We start from the raw sequence: 20,957 nt of genomic DNA, 5'->3' as shown, positions 1-20,957 counted from the left end.
TGGTCCCGAGCGGGCGACGGGAATCGAACCCGCGTTCTCAGCTTGGGAAGCTGATGTTCTGCCTCTGAACTACGCCCGCGTGTGAGCGGATGCTAGCGCACCGCCTGGCCCCGGCCGGCTGGGCCCCCAGTCCCCGGCACCGCCGGATTGCACGGAGTGGGGCCCTCAGGACACGTTGAGCGTCCGTCGGGGGTGGCTCAACTGGCGGGGGGTGCGGAACGCGCGAAACTGTCCCCTCGACCGAGGCGGCAGGCCCCGAGGTCGCCGCACCCGAGCCGTGGCAGGAGGACCATTGCCGATCAGGATCGCACTGGGGGGTGCCGTCACCATCGTCTGCCTGGCCGTGGCCGGACGGCGGCTCTGGTACCTGGCGCGGCTGGTCCGGTCGGGAAAGGAGGACCGCCGGCGGTTCCGGCGGCCGGTCCAGCAGGTCGAGGCCGAGGTGGTCGAGGTCGGGGCCCAGCGGAAGCTCTTCAAGAAGGCCGGCCCGGGCCTGGCTCACGCCTTCACCTTCTGGGGCTTCACCTTCCTGCTGTTCACCGTCATCGAGGCCTACGGGGACCTCTTTCAGCGGGACTTCTTCATCCCCTTCATCGGCCGCGGGCGGGCGCTCGGTTTCCTGGAGGACTTCTTCGCCGTCGCCGTGCTGGTCTCGATCGCGGCGTTCGCCGTCATCCGGGTCCGCAACGCCCCGAAGCGCCGGGACCGCTCGTCCCGCTTCTACGGCTCCCACCTCGACGCTGCCTGGGTCACCCTGGCCTTCATCGCCGGGGTCATCATCACCTTGCTGCTCTACCGGGGGGCCCAGACCAACGTCGGCCGGGACTTCCCCTACGGCCACTCCTGGGCGCCCTTTGCCTCCCACGCCATCGGCCTTGCTCTCAAGCCGCTCGGCACCGGGGTGAACTCCGACCTCGAAACGGTCTTCGTCATCCTCAACGTGGCCGTCATCATGGCCTTCTTGGTCTTCGTGACCTACTCGAAGCACCTCCACATCTTCGCCGCCCCCCTCAACGTCCTCTTCTCCCGCCGGCCCCGGGCCCTCGGCCCCCTCTACAGCACGCCCGATATGGACGTGGAGAACCTCGACGAGGACACGGTCTTCGGGGCAGGCCATGTGGAGGACCTCAGCTGGAAGCAGCTGCTGGACCTGTTCAGCTGCACCGAGTGCGGCCGCTGCCAGGAGGCCTGCCCGGCCTGGAACACGGGGAAGCCGCTCTCCCCGAAGCTCCTCGTCATGGGCCTGCGGGACAACCTCCTCGCCTCGGGGTCGCGGCTGGTCGGGGCCGGGGTCGTGGCCCAGGGAACGGCCGAGGCCGACGGGGCTGGCCGGCGGCGGGGTGGCCTGCTCGCCGCCCGACGGCTGGACGAGGAGGAACTGGCCCAGGCCCGGGCCGCGGCGAAGGCCGAGGCCCCGACGCTGGTGCCCGAGACCATCGACCCTGACGTCCTGTGGTCCTGCCTGACCTGCGGGGCCTGCGTGGAGCAGTGCCCGGTGGACATCGAGCACGTCGACACCATCGTCGAGATGCGCCGCTACGAGGTCCTCATGGAGTCCCGCTTCCCCAAGGAGGCGGGACTCATGCTCCGGAACATCGAGAACCAGGGCGACCCCTGGGGCCTGGGCGCGTCGAAGCGCCTGGAGTGGACCGAGGGGCTGGAGTTCGAGGTGCCGGTGGTCACCGACAAGGTGCCCGAGGACGTCGAGTACCTCTACTGGGTCGGCTGCGCGGGGGCCCTCGACGAACGGGCCCGGAAGGCCACTCAAGCGACCGCCCGGCTCCTGCACCGGGCCGGGGTCCGCTTCGCCATCCTCGGGCCCCGGGAGTCCTGCACCGGCGACCCCGCCCGGCGGCTGGGCAACGAGTTCCTCTACCAGGAGATGGGCCGGGCGAACATCGAGACCCTGAACGAGGTCGGGGCCAAGAAGGTCGTGGCCTCGTGCCCCCACTGCTTCAACTCCCTGGGCCGGGAGTACCCCGACCTGGGCGGCGACTTCGAGGTGATCCACCACTCCCAGCTCCTCGGCCACCTCGTGGCGACCGGGCGGCTGGCCCCCGGGGCCCTGGAGACCTCCCTCACCTACCACGACCCTTGCTACCTCGGTCGCCACAACCGGGTCTTCGCCGAGCCCCGGAACGTGCTCGACGCCATCGAGGGGCTCGAGCAGGTCGAGATGCACCGCTGCCGGGAGCGGAGCTTCTGCTGCGGGGCCGGTGGGGCCCGGATGTGGATGGAGGAGGCCCTCGGGAAGCGGGTTAACCTGGAACGGACCGACGAGGCCCTTGGGACCGGGGCCAGCGTGGTCTCGACTGCCTGCCCGTTCTGCCTCATCATGCTCGACGACGCGGTGAAGGCCCGCCAGCGGGCCGACGACGTGGCGGTCATGGACCTCTCCCAGGTGGTGGAGGCGTCCCTGGCCCACCAGGGAGCCTCGAGCAACGGCCACGGCCCGCACGCTGGAACGGCGGCGTCGACCGAACCCGCAGGGGCCGACCCGACCGAGGCGTAAGGTCCCGTCCGATCAGGGCCTGGGACGACCCCAGACGAACGGAGCGTCGGTTCAGCCGTAGGCCCGGCGGTCAGCGTCCCGCAGGCGTCGGGCCAACGCGGTGAGCAGCTTGCCGGCCAGGCCGGGCTCCTGGTCCAGGAGGTCGCGGACCGCCCGGCGGGGAAAGGTCAAGAGGCGGAGGTCGGTCAGGGCCACGACCGACGCCGAGCGGGGTTCCCCGTCGAGCACGGCCAGCTCGCCGACGGTGTCCCCGGGACCGACCCGGGCGAGCAGCCGTCCGTTCCGCCGGATCGCTGCCGTGCCTTCCAGGACGAGCGCCATCTCGTCTCCGGGACCCCCCTCCTCGTAGAGCACCGCGCGAGCCGGGAGCTCCCGGAGGGAACCCACCCGCCGGAGGGCCCGCTCCTCCTTCGCAGACAGCCCCTCGAAGAGCCAGTGCCGGCGAAGGTCCAGGTCGGCAGTCGAGGCCATGGCGCCCGCAGGCTAGCAGTCCTCCGCTCGGTGCGGCGGCGCCCCGTTCACACAGCCGTAACCGGCCGGTGACACGGGGGAAACACGGTCCTGGGACACTGCGGTCCGACCAATCGGAGCCCCCGGTCGGCGATGGCCGGCGCCAGGCGGGCCCGTCGAGCGGAGGAGTCGGCCTGCCGTGATGCTCGCTGCGGCCCACCAGATCCCCTACCCGAGTTGGCTGAACCCGGCAGACAACACCTGGCAGCTCGTGGCCGCCACCCTGGTCGGCCTCATGAGCCTGCCCGGCCTCGCCGTCCTCTTCGCTTCGCTCGTCCAGCGGAAGTGGTCCGTGAACGTCCTGCTCATGACCTTCACCGGCTTCGCGCTGGTCCTCGTGGTCTGGGTCCTCTGGGGCTACGACATGGCCTTCGGCCACGCCATCGGCAACGGTGTGGTCACCAGCGGCTCCCTGGCCGTCCAGCGTTACACCTCGTCCCACTACAGCTTCTGGACCCGTTTCTTCGACGACTTCGTCGGGATGCCCCACCCCATCCTCAGCCACTTCGCCGAGGAGAACCAGGCCGTCTCCGGGGCCAACACCGTCATCCCCTACCACTTCCCCACGGCCACCTTGGCCCTCTTCCAGCTGGTCTTCGCCGCCATCACCCCCCTGTTGTTCATGGGCTCGATCCTCAGCCGCTTGAAGTTCAAGGCCTGGTGCCTGCTCGTCCCCCTCTGGATCACGGTCGTCTACTGCGTCGACGCCTTCCTCATCTGGGGTGGGGGCTACTTCGCCCAGCAAGGCGCCCTCGACTACTCGGGCGGCTTCGTCATCCACATGTCGGCCGGTGTCTCGGGCTTCGTGGCCGCCTGGGTGCTCGGTCCCCGGCTCAAGCGCGACCGGGACCACGCCCTGCCGAACAACCTCGTCATGGTGGCCGTCGGGGCCGGCATCCTATGGCTCGGCTGGAACGGGTTCAACGGCGGCGACCCCTACTACGCCGGGGCGAACGCCGCTGCGGCGGTCCTCAACACGAACATCGCCACCGCTGTGGCCCTGCTGACCTGGGTGGCCATGGACGCCGGGCTCTCCCGGGCGAAGAAGCCCACCTTCCTCGGCGCGGTCAACGGCATGATCTGCGGCCTGGTGGGCATCACGCCCTGCGCCGGCTGGGTCGACGGGGTCGGGGCCATCGTCGTCGGGGTGGCCTGCTCCGGCGTGGTCTGGTTCGCCTGGAACTACCTGCCTCGGGTCCGACCCTTCTCGAAGGTCGACGACGCCCTCGGGGTCGTCTACACCCACGGCATCGCCGGGCTCCTCGGTGGGCTGCTGCTCGGGCTGCTGGCGAACCCCGGCATGGTCGAGTACGGCTGCTCCGGGAGCCGTGCGGCCTACAACGCGACCACCGCCAGCTGCGCACCGGTCGTGGCCCGGGGCTTGTTCTACACCGGCTCCTGGCACCTCGAATGGGAGCAGTTCCGGGCCGCCCTCTTCGTCATCCTCTGGTCGGCGGTCATGACCTTCCTCATCATGCACCTGGTCAAGTTCCTGGCCAGGGGCCTGCGCTACGACCCCGAGGAGCTCGAGGTGGGTGACGTGGCGGTCCACGACGAGGAGGCCTTCCCCGTGGACCGCTACGCCGGCCGGGTCGGGGCCTTCTCCCTGGCCGGGCTGGCCGTCGGGGAGGTCTCGCCCCAAGCCGTCGCCCTCGAGGACCCCGGGGGCGAGGACGCTGGCTAGGGTCGGGCAACGTCCGAGCAGGAAGGGGACCGGATGAAGCTGGTGGTGGCCGTCGTCAAGCCCTTCAAGCTGGACGACGTGAAGGAGGCCCTGAAGCTCCTCGGGGTCCAGGGCATGACCCTCACCGAGGCCCAGGGCTTCGGTCGGCAGCGGGGCCACACCGAGGTGTACCGGGGGGCGGAGTACGAAGTGGACTTCGTCCCGAAGCTCCGAATCGAGGTCCTCGTGGAGGACCACCTGGCCGAGGAGGTGGTCGAGGCGGTGGTCCGCGCGGCGCGCACCGGCAAGATCGGCGACGGGAAGGTCTGGGTGCTGCCGGTCGAGGCGGCGGTCCGGGTCCGCACCGGGGAGCGGGGCGCCGAAGCCCTCTGAGCCCCTTTGTCCTCCGGATCAGCCGCCGGCCTGGCGCCGGACCGCCTCCTGGAGGGCAGCCACCGTCGCCGGGTCTCCCAGGAAGCGGTCCTCCTCGACGGTCAGGTCCGGTCCGAAACGCAGCACCCAGGGCACCCCGGTCGGCACCTCCAGGTCCACGATGGCCTCGTCGCTGATGCCTTTCAGGTGCTTCACCAAGGCCCGGATGGAGTTCCCGTGGGCCACCACCAGGACGTCACCGTGGGCGAGGTCCGCCGCAAGGCAGTCCTCGAACCAGGGCACCACCCGCCGGACCACGTCGGCCAGGCACTCGCTGCGGGGCAGAGCCGACGCCGGCAGGCCCCGGTACCGGGGGTCCTGGGTGCCTGAGCGCGGATCGCTCGGGTCCAGGGGTGGGGGCGGTTCGTCGTAGCTCCGCCGCCAGCGCTGGACCTGTTCCAGGCCGTGGCGCTCGGCGGTCTCGACCTTGTTCCGCCCCTGCAGGTCCCCGTAGTGGCGCTCGTTCAGCCGCCAGCTCCGCCGGACCGGCAGCCAGGGGCGGCCCATCGTCTCGAGGGCCAGCGTCGCCGTCCGCACCGCCCGGGTCAGCAGGGAGGTGTGGACCCCGACGAGGTCCAGCTGGCCGGCCTCCTGCTCTTCCCGCAGCAGCCGCCCGGCCTGGCGGGCCTCGTCCTCGCCGACCGGGCTCAGGTCGACGTCGGTCCAGCCGGTGAAGCGGTTCTCGGCGTTCCAGACGGACTGGCCGTGACGGAGGAGCACCAGGTGGGACACGGCGGGAGCCTAGCCAGCCCGCCGAGCCCGGGCCGACCCCCGACCCCAGTCCACGAGCCGCAACACAGTTGACAATAAGCGACTCAAGTTTGCTATACTGAGAGGCGTCGGGTGCAGGGGTGCCCGGCGGACGGAGAGCTGGGGAGACGAGGCCCGGCGACCAGCCGGTGCCTCCCGGTCACTGCGAAGGAGCGGAACCATGCCCAAGGCGGTCGGAATCGACCTCGGGACCACGAACTCGGTGGTCAGCGTCCTCGAGGCGGGGGAGCCCGTCGTCATCCCCAACGCCGAGGGCAGCCGGACCACGCCCTCGGTGGTCGGCTTCTCCCGCAACGGGGAGGTCCTCGTCGGCGAGGTGGCCAAGCGGCAGGCCATCACGAACCCTGACCGGACCATCCGGTCGGTGAAGCGCCACATGGGGACCACCTGGACCATCGACATCGATGGCAAGAAGTACACCCCCCAGGAGATCTCCGCCCGGATCCTCATGAAGCTGAAGAGGGACGCCGAGGCGTACCTGGGCGACACCGTCACCCAGGCGGTCATCACCGTCCCCGCCTACTTCGACGACTCGCAGCGGACTGCCACCAAGGAGGCCGGGCAGATCGCCGGGCTCGAGGTCCTGCGGATCATCAACGAGCCCACGGCGGCCGCCCTCGCCTACGGCCTCGACAAGGAGGGCAAGGACCAGACCGTCTTGGTCTTCGACCTGGGCGGGGGAACCTTCGACGTCTCGATCCTGGAGATCGGGGACGGGGTCTTCGAGGTGAAGGCCACCTCGGGGAACACCCACCTGGGCGGTGACGACTGGGACCAGCGGATCATCGACTGGCTGATCCGGGAGTTCAAGAACACCGAGGGGGTCGACCTCTCGGCCGACAAGATGGCCCTCCAGCGCCTGAAGGAGGCGGCGGAGAAGGCCAAGATCGAGCTTTCCAGTGTCCAGGAGACCACCATCAACCTGCCCTTCATCACCGCCACCTCCGAGGGGCCCAAGCACCTGGACATGAAGCTGACCCGGGCGAAGTTCAACGAGCTGACCGCAGACCTGGTCGAGGCCTGCAAGGGGCCCTTCGAGCAGGCCATCGCCGACGCCGGGCTCACGAAGGCCGACATCGACCACGTCATCTTGGTCGGTGGCTCCACCCGTATGCCGGCCATCCAGGACCTGGTGGTCCAGCTGACCGGCAAGGAGCCCCACAAGGGGGTGAACCCCGACGAGGTGGTGGCGGTCGGCGCGGCCATCCAGGCCGGGGTCCTGAAGGGCGAGGTGAAGGACGTCCTGCTGCTCGACGTCACGCCGCTCAGCCTGGGCATCGAGACCAAGGGTGGCGTGATGCACCGGCTGATCGAGCGCAACACGACCATCCCGACGAAGCGCTCCGAGATCTTCACCACGGCCACCGACAACCAGCCCTCGGTGGAGATCCACGTGCTCCAAGGGGAGCGGGAGATGGCCATGTACAACAAGACCCTGGGCAAGTTCCAGCTGGTCGACCTGCCCCCGGCGCCCCGCGGCGTGCCCCAGATCGAGGTGACCTTCGACATCGACGCCAACGGCATCGTGCACGTCTCGGCCAAGGACCTGGCCACCGGCAAGGAGCAGTCCATGACCATCACCGGTCAGTCCTCGCTCTCCAAGGACGAGATCGAGCGGATGATCCGGGACGCCGAAGCCCACGCCGAGGACGACCGGCGTCGGCGGGAGGAGGCCGAGGTCCGGAACAACGCCGACACCCTCGTCTACCAGACCGAGAAGCTGCTCCGCGACCAGGGGGAGAAGCTCCAGGGCGAGGAGCGCCAGCGGGTGGAGGACGCCCTGGCGGCCCTGAAGGACGCCCTGTCCGGCTCGGACGTGGAGCGGATCCGCTCGGCCACCGAGACGCTCGTGACCGCCAGCCACGGCTTCACCCAGCGGCTCTACGAGGAGGCGGCCCGGGGTCAGGCCACGGCCACGAGCGCCGGTGGGGACGGGCAGGCGTCCGACGAGGAGGTCGTCGACGCCGAGATCGTCGACGACCAGGGACGGTGAGCGGCGTCGAGGAGCCCCGGGAGCCCACGGTCCTGGCCACCGAGGAGGTGGCCCAGGCCGGTGGCTCCCCGGGGCCGACGGCGGACACGGCGAGCCACGAGGGGGTGCCCGACCCGACGCCCGCGACCGAACCGGGCGCGGCGGCCGCTCCTGCAGCGGCCCGTGCCGAGGAGCCCGGTGCCAAGGGGCCCAATGCCGAAGGGACCAATGCCCAAGGGCCCGGTGCCGGGACCCCCGGTGGTGAGGAGCCGGCCGAGGTCGACCCGGCCCGGCTGGCCGAGCAGCTGGCTGTCGTCCAACGGGAACGGGACGAGTACCTCGACGCCCTCCGGCGCCTGCAGGCCGACTTCGAGAACTACCGCAAGCGGGTCCAGCGCCAGCAGGAGGACGTGATCCTGCGGGCCATGGAACGGCTGGTGGCGGCCATGCTCCCCGCTTTGGACGCGTTCGAGCTGGCCGAGGAGCACCTGGTGGGGGACGAGGCGGTCTCTCCCGGCGGCCTGCTCCAGGCCGTGGCCCTGCTCCGGGACACCTTGGCGAAGGAGGGCCTGGAGCGGATCGGTGCCGTCGGGGACGCCTTCGACCCCACGGCCCACGAGGCGGTCGAGCATGCGCCCGACGGGGACGGCCAGGGGCCAGTGGTCGAGGTGGTCCTGCGGCCCGGCTACCGCTTCCAGGGGCGGATGGTCCGGCCGGCCATGGTGAAAGTGCGGGGGTGAGGGATCGTGCCGCCGCAGCGTGAGTGGCTCGAGACCGATTACTACCAGGTGCTCGGGGTCTCCCCGACGGCCAGCGACAAGGAGATCAGCCGCGCCTACCGGCGGCTGGCCAAGCAGTACCACCCCGACGTCCACCCGGGCAACGAGGAGAAGTTCAAGGAGATCACCGCGGCCTACGACGTCCTCGGGGATCCCCAGAAGCGCAAGGAGTACGACGAGGTCCGGCGCCTCGGGGCCAGTGGCTTGGGTGGCCTCGGCGGCTTCGGCCGGCCCGGCGGGGGCGCCTTCCGGGTCGGCGACCTCGGTGATCTCGGCGACCTCTCGGACCTCCTCGGGGGCTTGGGCAGCGTCTTCGGGGGTGGCCGGCGCCGTCGGGCCGGACCCCAGCGGGGTGCGGACCTCGAGGCCGAGCTCCACCTCTCCTTCGAGGACGCCGTCCGGGGGGTGACCGCGCCGGTCCATCTCGTGAGCGAGGCGGCCTGCGAGACCTGCGGTGGTTCGGGGGCGGCGCCGGGCAGCCACTCGGTGAGCTGCCCGCAGTGCCACGGCAAGGGAGTCCTGGACGAGAACCAGGGGCTGTTCTCGCTGAGCCGGATCTGTCCCCGCTGCAACGGCAAGGGGACGGTGGTCGAGAAGCCCTGTCCCACCTGCCGGGGCACCGGCACCACCCGGCGCTCCCGTGAGGTCAAGGTGCGCATCCCCCCGGGCGTGGAGGAGGGCCAGCGGATCCGGGTCAAGGGCCGGGGCGCACCGGGGCGGGGCACCGCCCCGCCGGGGGACCTCTACGTGACGGTCCACGTGGCCCCCCACCGGCTCTTCGGCCGCCGGGGCCGCCACCTCACCCTCGCGGTGCCGGTCACCTTCGCCGAAGCCGCCCTCGGGGCCACCATCACCGTGCCCACCCTGGACGGGAACGTCACCGTGCGGATCCCGCCGGGGACCCAGAGCGGCCAGACCTTCCGGGTGCGGGGTCGCGGGGTCCCGGCCACCGGGCGGGAACCGGCCGGCGACCTGCTCGTCACCGTGGAGGTCCAGGTGCCCCGGCACCTGACCCCCGAGGAGCGGGCCGCCATCGAGGCCTACGCAAAGGCCTCGACCGGCAACGTCCGGCAGCATCTGGGGACGGTGGCCTGATGACCCGCCGACCCCTCGACCCGACCAGCGACCCCGAGCGGGCGGTCTACGTCATCTCGGTGGCCGCCGAGCTGGCTGGCGTGCATCCGCAGACCCTGCGGATCTACGAGCGCAAGGGCCTCGTGGAGCCGTCCCGCACCGGCGGGGGCAGCCGGCGCTACTCGCTCCGGGACGTCGAGCGGCTCCGGCACATCCAGGACCTGACCAGCGAGGGACTGAACCTCCAAGGGGTCCGCCGGGTCCTCGAGCTCGAAGCCGAGGTCGAGCGCCTGCAGGCCCAGGTGGCGGCCCTCCAAGCGGAGCTGGAGCGGACCCGGGCCGAGGCCCGGGAGCAGGTGGAGCGGACCCACCGGCAGTACCGCCGGGAGCTGGTGCCCGTGCGGGAGGTCGCCCTGGTGGTGCGGCCGGCCCGACGGCCCGGCTTCGGCCGGGGCGGCTGAGCGAACCCCGGTCGGCACCACCGGCGAGGCGGCCGACCGGCCGAGGAAGGCAGGAAAGAGCGCAGGACACGACGATCGGCGGGACGTGGCGGGGAGTAAGGGCTGCGGCCCACCCGGGGCTCCGGGGCGGGTTCGCAGGACGAGAGCGACGAGGAGGAGGTGGGCGCGATGGCGCTCGATCCGCGGCAGTGGACGGTGAGGACCCAGGAGGCGTTCGCGGCGGCGACCGCGGCGGCCCGGGACCAGGCGCACCCGGAGGTGACGCCGGATCATTTGTTGGTGGCCGTGTTGGGCCAGCCCGAGGGGGTGGCCATGCCGGTGCTGGCCAAGGCGGGGGTGGACCCGGGGGTGGTGCTGCGCCGGGCGGAGGAGCGGCTGCGGGGCCTGCCTCGGGCGTATGGGGGGGCGGAGCCGTCCTTGGGCCGGGAGGCCCGGGAGGTGCTGGAGGAGGCGGACGCGGCTCGAAGGGAGATGGGGGACGAGTACCTCTCGGTCGAGCACCTGCTCTTGGCCATGGCGGAGCGGATCGGGGTGGGGCGGGACCAGCTGCTCGCCGCCCTGCGGGAGGTGCGGGGTTCGCACCGGGTGACCTCGCCGACCCCCGAGGCGCAGTACCAGGCGCTGGAGCGCTACGGGCGGGACCTGACCGCGTTGGCGCGGGCGGGGAAGCTGGACCCGGTGATCGGGCGGGATGAGGAGATCCGGCGGGTGGTGCAGGTGCTGTCCCGGCGGACGAAGAACAACCCGGTGCTGATCGGGGAGCCGGGGGTGGGCAAGACCGCGATCGTCGAGGGCTTGGCCCAGCGGATCGTCGAAGGGGACGTGCCCGAGGGGTTGCGGGACAAGCAGGTGGTGGCCCTGGACCTCTCGGCGATGGTGGCCGGCGCGAAGTACCGGGGGGAGTTCGAGGAGCGCTTGAAGGCGGTGTTGAAGGAGATCACCGACGCGGAGGGGCGGGTGATCACCTTCATCGACGAGCTGCACACCATCGTGGGGGCCGGTGCGGCCGAAGGGGCGATGGACGCGGGGAACATGATCAAGCCGATGCTGGCCCGGGGGGAGCTGCGCTTGATCGGGGCGACCACCTTGGACGAGTACCGGACCCATATCGAGAGGGACGCGGCGCTGGAGCGTCGGTTCCAGCCGGTGTTCGTGGGTCAACCGTCGGTGGAGGACACGATCGCCATCCTGCGGGGCTTGAAGGAGCGTTACGAGGTGCACCACGGCGTCCGCATCCAGGACCAGGCGCTGGTGGCCGCGGCGGTGCTCTCGGACCGCTACGTCACGGGCCGGTTCCTGCCGGACAAGGCGATCGACCTGGTGGACGAGGCGGCGAGCCGGTTGCGGATCGAGATCGACTCGATGCCGACCGAGATCGACGTGGTGACGCGGCGGATCCGCCAGTTGGAGATCGAGCGGGTGGCGCTCTCGAAGGAGACCGATGAGGCCTCCAAGGAGCGCCTGGCGAAGCTGGAGAAGGAGCTGGCGGAGCTCAAGGAGCAGGCCGCGGCGATGACGGCCAGGTGGCAGGCGGAGAAGGAGGCGATCGCCGAGATCCGCCGCTTGAAAGGGGAGTTGGAGAACGCCCGAGTGGAGGCGGAGCGTTACGCCCGGGAGGGGGACCTGACCAAGGCCTCCGAGATCCGCTACGGCAAGGTGCCCGAGCTGGAGCGCCAGGTGCAGCAGGCCAGCGAGGCCCTGGCGAAGCTCCAGGCGAACGGGGCCATGCTCAAGGAGGAGGTCGACGCCGAGGACATCGCCGAGGTGGTGAGCCGCTGGACCGGGATCCCGGTCACCCGCCTCATGGAGGGCGAGGTCCAGAAGCTGGTGCGCATGGAGGAAGCGCTCCACGAGCGGGTGGTCGGCCAGGACGAGGCGGTGGCGGCGGTGGCGAACGCCATTCGCCGCTCCCGGGCCGGGCTCTCGGACCCGAACCGGCCGATCGGCTCGTTCTTGTTCCTCGGGCCGACCGGGGTCGGCAAGACGGAGCTCGCCCGGGCGCTGGCGGACTTCTTGTTCGACGACGACCGTGCCATGGTCCGGATCGACATGGGCGAGTACCAGGAGAAGCACACCGTGTCCCGCCTGGTGGGGGCTCCGCCGGGTTACGTGGGCTACGAGGAGGGCGGTCAGCTCACCGAGGCGGTCCGCCGTCGGCCCTACGCGGTGGTGCTGCTCGACGAGGTGGAGAAAGCGCACCCCGACGTGTTCAACGTGCTGCTCCAGGTCCTCGAGGACGGCCGGCTGACCGACGGGCAGGGCCGCACGGTGAGCTTCACGAACACGGTGCTCATCATGACCTCGAACCTGCCCGGTGACCCGAGGGACTTCTTCAAGCCCGAGTTCGTGAACCGCATCGACGAGATCGTCCGGTTCAAGCCCCTCGGGCGAGAGGACCTCCGTCGGATCGTCGACATCCAGCTCGGCCGCCTGGCCGCCCGGCTCCAGGAACGGCGCTTGACCCTCCAGGTCACCGACCCGGCTCGGGACAAGCTCGCCGAGCTGGGCTACGACCCGGCCTTCGGGGCCCGGCCCCTCCGGCGGGTCATCCAGCGCCAGGTCGAGGACCCCTTGGCCCTCGCCGTCCTCCAGGGCCGCTACCCCGAGGGCGCCACGGTCACCGTCGACCTCGACGACCAGGGGCAGCTCACCCTCCGCTGAGCACCCTCCGCTGCGCACCCCTCCCGGACCGGGCCGGCTCGCCGCCGGCCGGTCCGGCACGGGGTACAGTGGGGCGTAATCCGCTGGCATCAACGGAGGAGCGCGCGTGCCCGCAACCGTGGTCGTCGGGACCCAGTGGGGCGACGAGGGCAAGGGCAAGGTGACGGACCTGCTGGCGGGGTCCATGGACGTCGTGGTCCGCTACCAGGGCGGGCACAACGCCGGGCACACCGTCGTGGTCGGCGGCGACAGCTTCGCCCTCCAGCTGGTGCCGAGCGGCATCCTCTACCCCCACATCACGCCGGTCATCGGCAACGGGGTCGTCGTGGAGCCCGGGGTGCTCCTCGCCGAGCTCGACGCCCTGGCTGCCCGCGGGGTGGACACCAGCCGCCTGATCGTGAGCGGCAACGCCCACCTCATCATGCCCTACCACCTGGAACTCGACCGGGTGACCGAGCGGTACCTGGGCAAGGCTTCCCTGGGCACCACGAAGCGGGGCATCGGCCCGGCCTACGCGGACAAGGCCGCCCGGGTCGGGTTGCGGGTCCAGGACCTGGCCGACCCGAAGATCTTCCGGCAGAAGCTGGACGTGGCCCTGAAGGAGAAGAACGCTGTCCTGGCCAAGGTCTACAACCGGCTGCCGCTTCGGGCCGAGGACATCTGCGCCCAGTACCTCGAGGAGTACGCGCCGCGTCTCCTGCCCATGGTGGGGGACGCCGTGGCGGTGGTCCACGACGCCCTGGCCTCGGGTCGCCAGGTCCTCCTGGAAGGGGCCCAGGCGACCTTCTTGGACCTCGACCATGGCACCTACCCCTTCGTCACCTCCTCCAACCCGACCGCCGGCGGGGCCTGCGTGGGGGCCGGGATTGGGCCCCGGGCCGTCGACCGGGTGCTCGGGGTGGCCAAGGCCTACGTCACCCGGGTCGGGGCTGGCCCCATGCCGACCGAGCTCCACGGCGAGCTCGGGGACCTGCTGGTGGAGCGGGGCCGGGAGTACGGCACGAACACCGGCCGCAAGCGGCGCTGCGGCTGGTTCGACGCGGTCCTGCTGCGCCAGGCGGTCCGGCTGAACGGCCTCGACGAGGTGGCCCTGACGAAGCTCGACGTGCTCGACACCCTTGAGACGGTGAAGGTCTGCGTGGCCTACCGGGACGGCGACGAGCTGCTCCGCCAGCCCCCCTACCACCAGTCGGTCCTCCATCGGGTCAGCCCGGTCTACGAGGAGCTGCCCGGCTGGCGCTGCGAGCTCGGTCGCCTCGGCCCCGGCGACCCCCTGCCCCCCGAAGCCCAGCAGTACGTGGCCTTCCTGGCCGAGCAGATTGGCGTGCCCATCCGCCTGGTCGGCACCGGTCCCGGCCGGGACCAGGTCGTCCGGTTGGCCGCCTGAGCCCGCGAGCAGTGCGCGCCCTCGTCGTCGGCAGCGGTGCCCGGGAGCACGCCCTGGCCCTGGCCCTGGCCCGGACGGTGGACGTCGTCGTCCAGCGGCCCGAGGCCGAGCGCTGCCCGTTCGTCGGGCCCGTGCCCGGTGGCCAGCGGATCGACGCCTCGAGCGAACCACCCGAGGCCATCGAGGCCGACCTCGTGGTCGTCGGCCCCGAGGAGCCCCTGGTGGCCGGTCTGGCCGACCGGCTGCGGGCCCTCGGCCGGTTGGTCCTCGGACCCGGGGCGGCCGGCGCGGTCCTGGAGGGCTCGAAGGCCGCCATGAAGCGGCTGCTCGCCGAGGCCAAGGTGCCCACGGCGCGCTTCGGGATCTTCGACGACCTCGCCGAGGCGAAGGCGTTCCTCCGCGAGCTGCCCGGGCCCTTCGTGGTGAAGACCGACGGCCTGGCCGCCGGCAAGGGGGTGCTGGTCACCGAGGACCCGGCCGAGGCCGAGGCCGACCTGGCGGCCAAGCTCTCCGGCGCGGCCTTCGGAGACGCCGGACGGACCGTGGTGGTCGAAGAGGGCCTGTCCGGGCGGGAGGTCTCCCTCATGGTCCTGACCGACGGCACCCGCGTTGTGTCCCTGCCCCCGGCCCGGGACGCCAAGCGCCTCCTCGACGGGGACCAGGGGCCGAACACGGGGGGCATGGGGGCCTACTCCCCGGTGCCCGACTTCGACCACCGCACCCAGGACCAGGTCCTGGACCAGATCGTCGAACCGATCCTGGCCGCCTTGCGGCGCCGGGCCGTCGACTACCGGGGCGTCCTCTACGTCGGGCTCATGCTGACCGTCGACGGCCCCATGGTCCTCGAGCTCAACGTCCGCCTCGGGGACCCCGAGGCCCAGGTGGTCCTGCCCCGCGTCCCCGAGGACCTCGCCGGGCTCTTCGCCGAGGCGGCCAGCGGGCGCCTGCGCAGCGACCCCCGGCCCAGCCCCGACGCCGCGGTCGGCGTGGTCCTGGCCGCCCCCGGCTATCCCCGGGCCCCCGAGACCGGCGGGGTGCTCGAGGGCCTGGAGGAGGCCGCCGCCCTGCCGGGGGTGACCGTGCTCCACGGGGCCACCGCCCGGGGCGACGACGGCCGGGTCCGGGCGACCGGCGGCCGGGTCCTGACCCTGGTCGGCCAGGGACCGGACCTCGGGCAGGCCCGGGCGCGGGCCTACGAGGCCCTGGCCGCCGTCCACCTGCCCGGCGGCCAGTGGCGGACCGACGTCGCCCGCCTCGAGGAGGACGAGGACCGGTGATCCCGCGCTACACCCCCCCGGAGATGGCCGAGCTCTTCTCCGACCGCCGACGGCTCGCCACCTGGCTGGAGGTCGAGCTGCTGGCCGTGGAGGGCTGGGCCGCGATCGGGGTCCTCGACCCCGAGGTGGCGGCCGAGGTTCGCCGGCGCGCCCCGCTGGTGGACGACGCCTTCGTCGCCGCCGTGGCCGAGCGGGAACGGGTCACCGACCACGACGTGGCCGCCTTTGTGGACGTCGTCCAGGACCGCATCGGCCAGCCGGAGGGCAGCTGGGTCCACTACGGGCTCACCTCCTCCGACGTGGTCGACACCGCCCTCTCGGTGGTCCTGGTGGCGGCCGCCGACGTGGTCCTGGCGGACCTCGACCGGCTCGTCGAGGCGCTCCGGCGCCGGGCTACCGAGGAGATCGGGACCCCCATGGCCGGGCGGACCCACGGCATGCAGGCCGAGCCCACCACCTTCGGGGCCAAACTGGCCCTCTGGTGCCTCCAGGCCGACCGGGACCGCCAGCGGCTCCGGCGGGCCCGGGCCCAGATGGCCGTCGGCAAGCTCTCGGGCGCCGTCGGCACCTACTCGAACATCGACCCGGCGGTCGAGGCCCACGTCTGCGCCGCCCTCGGCCTCGCCCCGGTGCCGGCGACCCAAGTGGTGGCCCGGGACCGCCACGCCGAGCTGCTCTACGCCTGCGCCTCCCTCGGGGCCACGATCGAGCAGCTGGCAACCGAGGTCCGCCATCTGGCCCGCAGCGAGCTCGGCGAGGTCGAGGAACCCTTCGGGTCCGGGCACCTGGCCGAACGGCTCACGGGCCTCGCCCGGCTCCTGCGGGGCTACCTGGGCGCCGGGCTGGAGAACGTGGCCCTCTGGCACGAGCGGGACATCTCCCACAGCTCGGTCGAGCGGGTCGCCCTGCCCGACGCCTTGACGCTGGCCTGCTACGTGACCCGGCGGGCCACCGGCCTCGTCGAGGGCCTGGTGGTCCACCGGGACCGCATGGCCCGGAACCTCCTCGAGGGCTCCCTGGGCCTGGTCTTCAGCCAGCCGGTCCTCCTCGCCCTCGTCGGTGCCGGGCTCAGCCGCGACCAGGCCTACCGGATCGTCCAGCGGGACGCCCGACGGGCCTGGGAGGAGCAGCGGCCCTTCCGGACGGTGCTCGAGGAGGACCCCGAGGTGCCCCTGGCGAGCACCGAGCTGGCCGCGGCCTTCGACGTGGCGCGGTCCCTCCGCCACGTCCACCGCTTCCTCGACGCCCTCGAGGCGGTCGAGGTCGGGCCCGGTGCCCGCGACGCCACTGGACCGGGGGGACCCGACGACGGACCCGGCGCTGCGCCGCCGGGAGAGAGGAAGGAGGAGAGGGCCCCATGTCCCTGACGAAGCTCCGGGCCGGCAAGGTCCGGGACCTCTACGACGCCGGGGACGGCCTGCTGCTCATGGTGGCCTCCAACCGGGTCTCGGCCTTCGACGTGGTCCTGCCCCAGGCCATCCCCGACAAGGGCCGGGTCCTCACGGCCATGACCGTCCACTGGACCCTGGCCCTTTCGGACCTGGCCCCGAGCCACCTCGTCACCGCCGACCCCGTCGAGTTCCCCCCCCTTCCCGCCGAGCTCGCCGACCCCCAGGATGGTCCCGTGGCCGGTCGGGCCATGCTGGTCCGGCGGGCCGAGATGCTGCCCATCGAGTGCATCGTCCGGGGCTACCTGGCCGGCTCGGCCGCCGCGGAGTACCAGGAGGCCGGCACGGTCCACGGCACGCCCCTGCCCCCCGGCCTCGCCCTCGCGGACCGGCTGCCCGAACCCCTCTTCACCCCGTCGGTGAAGGCCGAGGAGGGCCACGACCGGAACATCTCCTTCGCCGAGGCCTGCGAGCTCGTTGGCCCGACCCTGGCCGGGCAGGCCCGGGACCTCTGCCTCGAGGCCTACCGCCGGGCCGCCGCCCTGGCCGAGGTCCGGGGGATCCTGGTGGCCGACACGAAGTTCGAGCTCGGCCTCATCGAGGGCCGGCTCGCCATCTGCGACGAGGTCCTGACCCCCGACTCCTCCCGGTTCTGGCCGGCCGACGCCTGGGCCCCGGGCCGCCTCCCGCCGTCGTTCGACAAGCAGCCCCTCCGGGACTGGCTTGCCCGGAGCGGCTGGGACAAGCGGCCCCCGGCCCCCGACCTGCCCCCCGAGGTAGTCGAGGCCACCGCCCAGCGCTACCGGACCGCCTACGAGCTGCTCTGCGGGGCCAGCCTGGACGACTGGTACGGAGCGGCGGCATGAGCCGCTTCGGTGTCCTCGTCGAGGTGCGCCTGCGGCCCGGCATCGCCGACCCGGCCGGGAGCACCGTGGCCCGGGCCCTGCCGGCCCTCGGGTTCGACGGGGTCGAGGGGGTCCGCCTGGGCAAGGCGGTCCGTCTGACCCTCGAAGCCCCCGACGAGCCCACGGCCCGGCGCACGGCCGAGGCAGTAGCCGCTCGGCTCCTGGCCAACGCCGTCATGGAGGACTACGAGGTGCTGGCCGTCGAGGCGCTGCCGAACGCCCCCGAGGAGGGCCCCCGGCCATGACCGCCCGGGTCGGCGTGGTGGTGTTCCCCGGGACGAACTGCGAGCACGACGTGGCCGAGGCCCTTGGGCGCCTGGGCGGGGAGGCCCGGATGCTCTGGCACCAGGACCCCGACCTCCACGGGGTCGACGCCGTCGTCCTCCCCGGCGGCTTCGCCCACGGCGACTACCTGCGCCCCGGGGCCCTGGCCCGCTTCTCCCCGGTCATGGGGGCCGTGGCCGACTTCGCGGCGGCCGGCGGCCCGGTGGTCGGCATCTGCAACGGTTTCCAGGTCCTCACCGAGGCCGGTCTCCTGCCCGGCGCCCTCGGGGTCAACCGTTCCCTGCGCTTCGTCTGCCGACCGGTCCGCCTCCGGGTCGAACGCACCGGCACCGTCCTCACCGGCCAGGCCGAGGCCGGCCAGGAGCTCGTCGTGCCGGTCAACCACTTCTCCGGCGCGTATCGCGTGGACCCGGCGACCCTCGAGCGCCTGGAGGCCGCCGGCCAGGTCGTCCTGCGGTACCTCGAGAACCCCAACGGCTCCCAGGGGGACGTGGCCGGGGTCTGCAACGAGGCCGGCAACGTCGTCGGCCTCATGCCGCATCCCGAGCGGGCCTCGGACCCCCTCCAGGGCGGCACCGACGGCCAGGTGCTCCTCCGCTCCCTGCTCGCCGCCGCCCTCGACCGCTCGGCCAGCGGAGCCCGCCGATGAGCTCTGACACCCTGCCCCTGCACCGGGCCCTCGGCTTGACCGACGACGAGGCCCAGGCGGTCGAAGGAGCCCTCGGCCGGCCCCCCAACCCCCTCGAACTGGCCATGTTCTCGGTCATGTGGAGCGAGCACTGCTCCTACAAGTCGTCCCGGCTGCACCTCCGGCGCCTGCCGACCAGCGGTCCGGCGGTGCTGGTCGGCCCCGGGGAGAACGCCGGGGTGGTCGACGTCGGCGACGGCCTGGCCGTGGCCGTCCGGATCGAGAGCCACAACCACCCCTCGGCGGTCGAGCCGACCCAGGGGGCGGCCACCGGCATCGGCGGGATCCTCCGGGACGTCTTCACCATGGGGGCCCGGCCGCTCGCGCTCCTCGACCCCATCTACGTCGGCCCCCTCGAGGACCCCAGGAGCCGCTGGCACCTCGACGGCATCGTCCGGGGCATCTCGGCCTACGGCAACGCCGTCGGGGTGCCCACGGTCGGCGGCGAGCTGGTCAGCGCCCCCGGCTACGCCCGGAACCTCCTGGTGAACGTCATGTGCATCGGGGTCCTGCCCACCGAACGCCTGGCCCTCGCCCGGGCCGAGGGCCCCGGCAACCTCGTGGTCCTCCTCGGGGCGGCTACCGGCCGGGACGGCATCGGGGGGGTCAGCGTCCTGGCCTCCGCCGGCTTCGCGGCCGAGCCCGGGGCCGGCGACGAGAAGCGGCCCAGCGTCCAGGTCGGGGACCCCTACGAGGAGAAGCGCCTCATGGAGGCCTGCCTCGAGCTCCTCGAGCGGCGCCTCCTCGTCGCCCTCTGCGACCTGGGCGGGGCCGGCCTGACCTGCGCGGCCTCCGAGACCGCCGCCCGGGGCGGGGTCGGCATCGACCTCGACGTCCGGGCCGTGCCCCGCCGGGAACCCGGCATGACCCCGGCCGAGGTCATGACCTCCGAGAGCCAAGAACGCATGCTGGCCGTCGTCGAACCGGCTCGGCTCGCCGACCTCCAGGAGGTCTGCGACCGCTGGGAGGTCCGGGCCAGCGTCATCGGCCGGGTCACCCCGCCGGTCGAGGGGCGGGGCCGGCTCCGGGTCCTCGACGGGCCCGGCGGGGCGGTCCTCGCCGACGTGCCGGCCGCCGCCCTGGCCGACGAGGCCCCCTGCTACCGACGCCCCGCCCGGCCCCCGGCCCGACCCCGGCCCGAGGACGACCCCGGGGAGGTCCCGGCCCTCGACCCCGGGGCCGCCGCGGCGCTCGTCGCCAGCTGGCTGGCCGACCCCGCCTGGGCCTACCAGCAGTACGACCACCAGCTCCTCGGCAACACCGTCGTCGGGCCCGGCGGCGACGCCGCGGTGCTCCGCCTCGCGGCCCCCGGGGTCCCCTGGCGAGGCAAGGGCCTGGCCGTCTCCGCCGACGGCAACCCCCGCTGGTGCGCCCACGACCCCCGGGTCGGCACCACCCTGCTCGTCGCCGAGGCGACCCTCAACGTCGCCTGCGGCGGGGGCCGCCCGATCTGCCTCGTGAACTGCCTGAACCTCGGGAACCCCGAGCACCCCGAGGTGGCCTGGCAGCTCGAGCAGGTGGTCGACGGCCTCGCCGAGGCCTGCCGGGCCCTCGACCTGCCCGTGGTCGGGGGCAACGTCAGCCTCTACAACGAGGCCGGCGGCCAGGACATCGACCCCACCCCGGTGGTGGCCGTCCTCGGCCTCCTCGACCGGCTCCGCCCCGACCTGCCCCGGGTCCGCCTCGTCCCCGGCGCCCGGCTCCTCCTCCTCGGCCGGCCCCGCGACGAGCTCGGCGGCTCCCGCTTCGCCCAGGCCGCCGGCCGCAGCGGCGGTCCGCTGCCCGCCTTCGACCCGGTCGCCCACCGCCGCCTGCTCGACCTCCTGGTCTCCTTGGTCCACGAGCCGGGGCTGCTCGACGGTCTCCACGACGTGGCCGACGGCGGCCTCGCCCTCGCCCTCGCCGAGCTGGCCCTCGCCGGCGGCGTCGGGGCCGTCGTCCGGGGCCTCCCCGACCAGCGGGCGCTCTTCTCCGAGGCGCCCAGCCGGGTCGTGGTCTGCACCCGGGAGCCTGCGGCCGTCCGGGCCGCCGCCGAGGCGGCGGGGGTGCCGGTGAGCGACCTCGGGGAGACCGGCGGGGACCGCCTCCTCGTCCCCGGCCTCCTCGACCTGGACCTCGAGAGCGCCCACCGGGCTTGGCGCGGCGCCCTGCCCCGCTGGCTGGACTGACCCGGGGCGCAGCACCGCAGCCGC

17 protein-coding genes and 1 tRNA gene are annotated in these 20,957 nt (G+C 73.0%); 15 read left to right on the top strand and 3 right to left on the bottom strand.

Features of this window, described 5'->3' with window-relative positions:
• Nucleotides 1-8: 8 nt before the first annotated feature.
• Nucleotides 9-79 (bottom strand) — tRNA-Gly (locus Acit_RS08965).
• 213 nt (nt 80-292) lie between these two features.
• Between Acit_RS08965 and Acit_RS08960 the strand changes: the two genes are divergently transcribed.
• A complete protein-coding gene (locus Acit_RS08960; RefSeq protein ID WP_248108231.1) occupies nt 293-2,512 on the top strand; it encodes a (Fe-S)-binding protein in 2,220 nt (739 codons plus the stop codon).
• Nucleotides 2,513-2,563: 51 nt separating this feature from the next.
• Here Acit_RS08960 and Acit_RS08955 read toward each other — a convergent pair whose 3' ends face one another.
• Nucleotides 2,564-2,983 (bottom strand): cyclic nucleotide-binding domain-containing protein, encoded by a 420-nt coding sequence (locus Acit_RS08955; RefSeq protein ID WP_248108229.1) that lies wholly within the window; start codon nt 2,981-2,983, stop codon nt 2,564-2,566.
• A gap of 181 nt (nt 2,984-3,164) precedes the next feature.
• On the opposite strand from Acit_RS08955, the gene Acit_RS08950 reads away from it, so the two are divergent.
• Nucleotides 3,165-4,706, top strand: a complete 1,542-nt coding sequence (locus Acit_RS08950) for an ammonium transporter (protein ID WP_248108253.1) — start codon at nt 3,165-3,167, stop codon at nt 4,704-4,706.
• Nucleotides 4,707-4,739: 33 nt separating this feature from the next.
• Entirely contained in the window at nt 4,740-5,078 is a 339-nt protein-coding gene (locus Acit_RS08945; RefSeq protein WP_248108227.1) for a P-II family nitrogen regulator, read from the top strand.
• A gap of 18 nt (nt 5,079-5,096) precedes the next feature.
• On the opposite strand, the gene gpmA is transcribed toward Acit_RS08945, so the two are convergent.
• Complete coding sequence (gpmA, locus tag Acit_RS08940) at nt 5,097-5,849, bottom strand: 2,3-diphosphoglycerate-dependent phosphoglycerate mutase (RefSeq protein WP_248108226.1); 753 nt, start codon at nt 5,847-5,849, stop codon at nt 5,097-5,099.
• A 199-nt stretch (nt 5,850-6,048) separates the two neighbouring features.
• Between gpmA and dnaK the strand changes: the two genes are divergently transcribed.
• From dnaK to purL, 12 genes are all read left to right on the top strand, one after another.
• On the top strand, nt 6,049-7,881 hold the full coding sequence (gene dnaK / locus Acit_RS08935) for a molecular chaperone DnaK (RefSeq protein WP_248108224.1): 1,833 nt from the start codon (nt 6,049-6,051) through the stop codon (nt 7,879-7,881).
• Complete coding sequence (locus Acit_RS08930) at nt 7,878-8,600, top strand: nucleotide exchange factor GrpE (protein WP_248108222.1); 723 nt, start codon at nt 7,878-7,880, stop codon at nt 8,598-8,600. The genes dnaK and Acit_RS08930 overlap by 4 nt, the downstream gene beginning before the upstream one ends.
• A gap of 6 nt (nt 8,601-8,606) precedes the next feature.
• On the top strand, nt 8,607-9,734 hold the full coding sequence (dnaJ, locus tag Acit_RS08925) for a molecular chaperone DnaJ (protein ID WP_248108220.1): 1,128 nt from the start codon (nt 8,607-8,609) through the stop codon (nt 9,732-9,734).
• Nucleotides 9,734-10,174: a heat shock protein transcriptional repressor HspR gene (locus Acit_RS08920; protein WP_248108218.1), complete on the top strand. Its 441-nt coding sequence runs from the start codon at nt 9,734-9,736 to the stop codon at nt 10,172-10,174. Before dnaJ ends, Acit_RS08920 begins: the two co-directional genes overlap by 1 nt.
• A gap of 168 nt (nt 10,175-10,342) precedes the next feature.
• Nucleotides 10,343-12,835 (top strand): ATP-dependent Clp protease ATP-binding subunit, encoded by a 2,493-nt coding sequence (locus tag Acit_RS08915; RefSeq protein WP_248108216.1) that lies wholly within the window; start codon nt 10,343-10,345, stop codon nt 12,833-12,835.
• A gap of 106 nt (nt 12,836-12,941) precedes the next feature.
• Entirely contained in the window at nt 12,942-14,222 is a 1,281-nt protein-coding gene (locus tag Acit_RS08910; protein ID WP_248108214.1) for an adenylosuccinate synthase, read from the top strand.
• Between the two features lie 11 nt (nt 14,223-14,233).
• Nucleotides 14,234-15,499: a phosphoribosylamine--glycine ligase gene (purD, locus tag Acit_RS08905; protein ID WP_248108213.1), complete on the top strand. Its 1,266-nt coding sequence runs from the start codon at nt 14,234-14,236 to the stop codon at nt 15,497-15,499.
• Nucleotides 15,496-16,866, top strand: a complete 1,371-nt coding sequence (gene purB / locus Acit_RS08900) for an adenylosuccinate lyase (protein ID WP_248108211.1) — start codon at nt 15,496-15,498, stop codon at nt 16,864-16,866. The genes purD and purB overlap by 4 nt, the downstream gene beginning before the upstream one ends.
• Nucleotides 16,857-17,753: a phosphoribosylaminoimidazolesuccinocarboxamide synthase gene (locus Acit_RS08895; RefSeq protein ID WP_248108209.1), complete on the top strand. Its 897-nt coding sequence runs from the start codon at nt 16,857-16,859 to the stop codon at nt 17,751-17,753. The genes purB and Acit_RS08895 overlap by 10 nt, the downstream gene beginning before the upstream one ends.
• Nucleotides 17,750-18,037 (top strand): phosphoribosylformylglycinamidine synthase subunit PurS, encoded by a 288-nt coding sequence (purS, locus tag Acit_RS08890; protein ID WP_248108207.1) that lies wholly within the window; start codon nt 17,750-17,752, stop codon nt 18,035-18,037. The genes Acit_RS08895 and purS overlap by 4 nt, the downstream gene beginning before the upstream one ends.
• The gene (gene purQ / locus Acit_RS08885; protein ID WP_248108205.1) at nt 18,034-18,726 is read left to right on the top strand and encodes a phosphoribosylformylglycinamidine synthase subunit PurQ; all 693 of its coding nucleotides are present in this window, start codon (nt 18,034-18,036) and stop codon (nt 18,724-18,726) included. Before purS ends, purQ begins: the two co-directional genes overlap by 4 nt.
• Nucleotides 18,723-20,933: a phosphoribosylformylglycinamidine synthase subunit PurL gene (purL, locus tag Acit_RS08880; RefSeq protein ID WP_248108203.1), complete on the top strand. Its 2,211-nt coding sequence runs from the start codon at nt 18,723-18,725 to the stop codon at nt 20,931-20,933. The genes purQ and purL overlap by 4 nt, the downstream gene beginning before the upstream one ends.
• The last annotated feature ends 24 nt before the right edge of the window (nt 20,934-20,957 follow it).

It is taken from the genome of Aciditerrimonas ferrireducens (assembly GCF_023130475.1).
Classification (GTDB): Bacteria; Actinomycetota; Acidimicrobiia; order Acidimicrobiales; family UBA8190; genus Aciditerrimonas; species Aciditerrimonas ferrireducens.
This window is presented reverse-complemented; position numbering and strand designations above follow the sequence as displayed.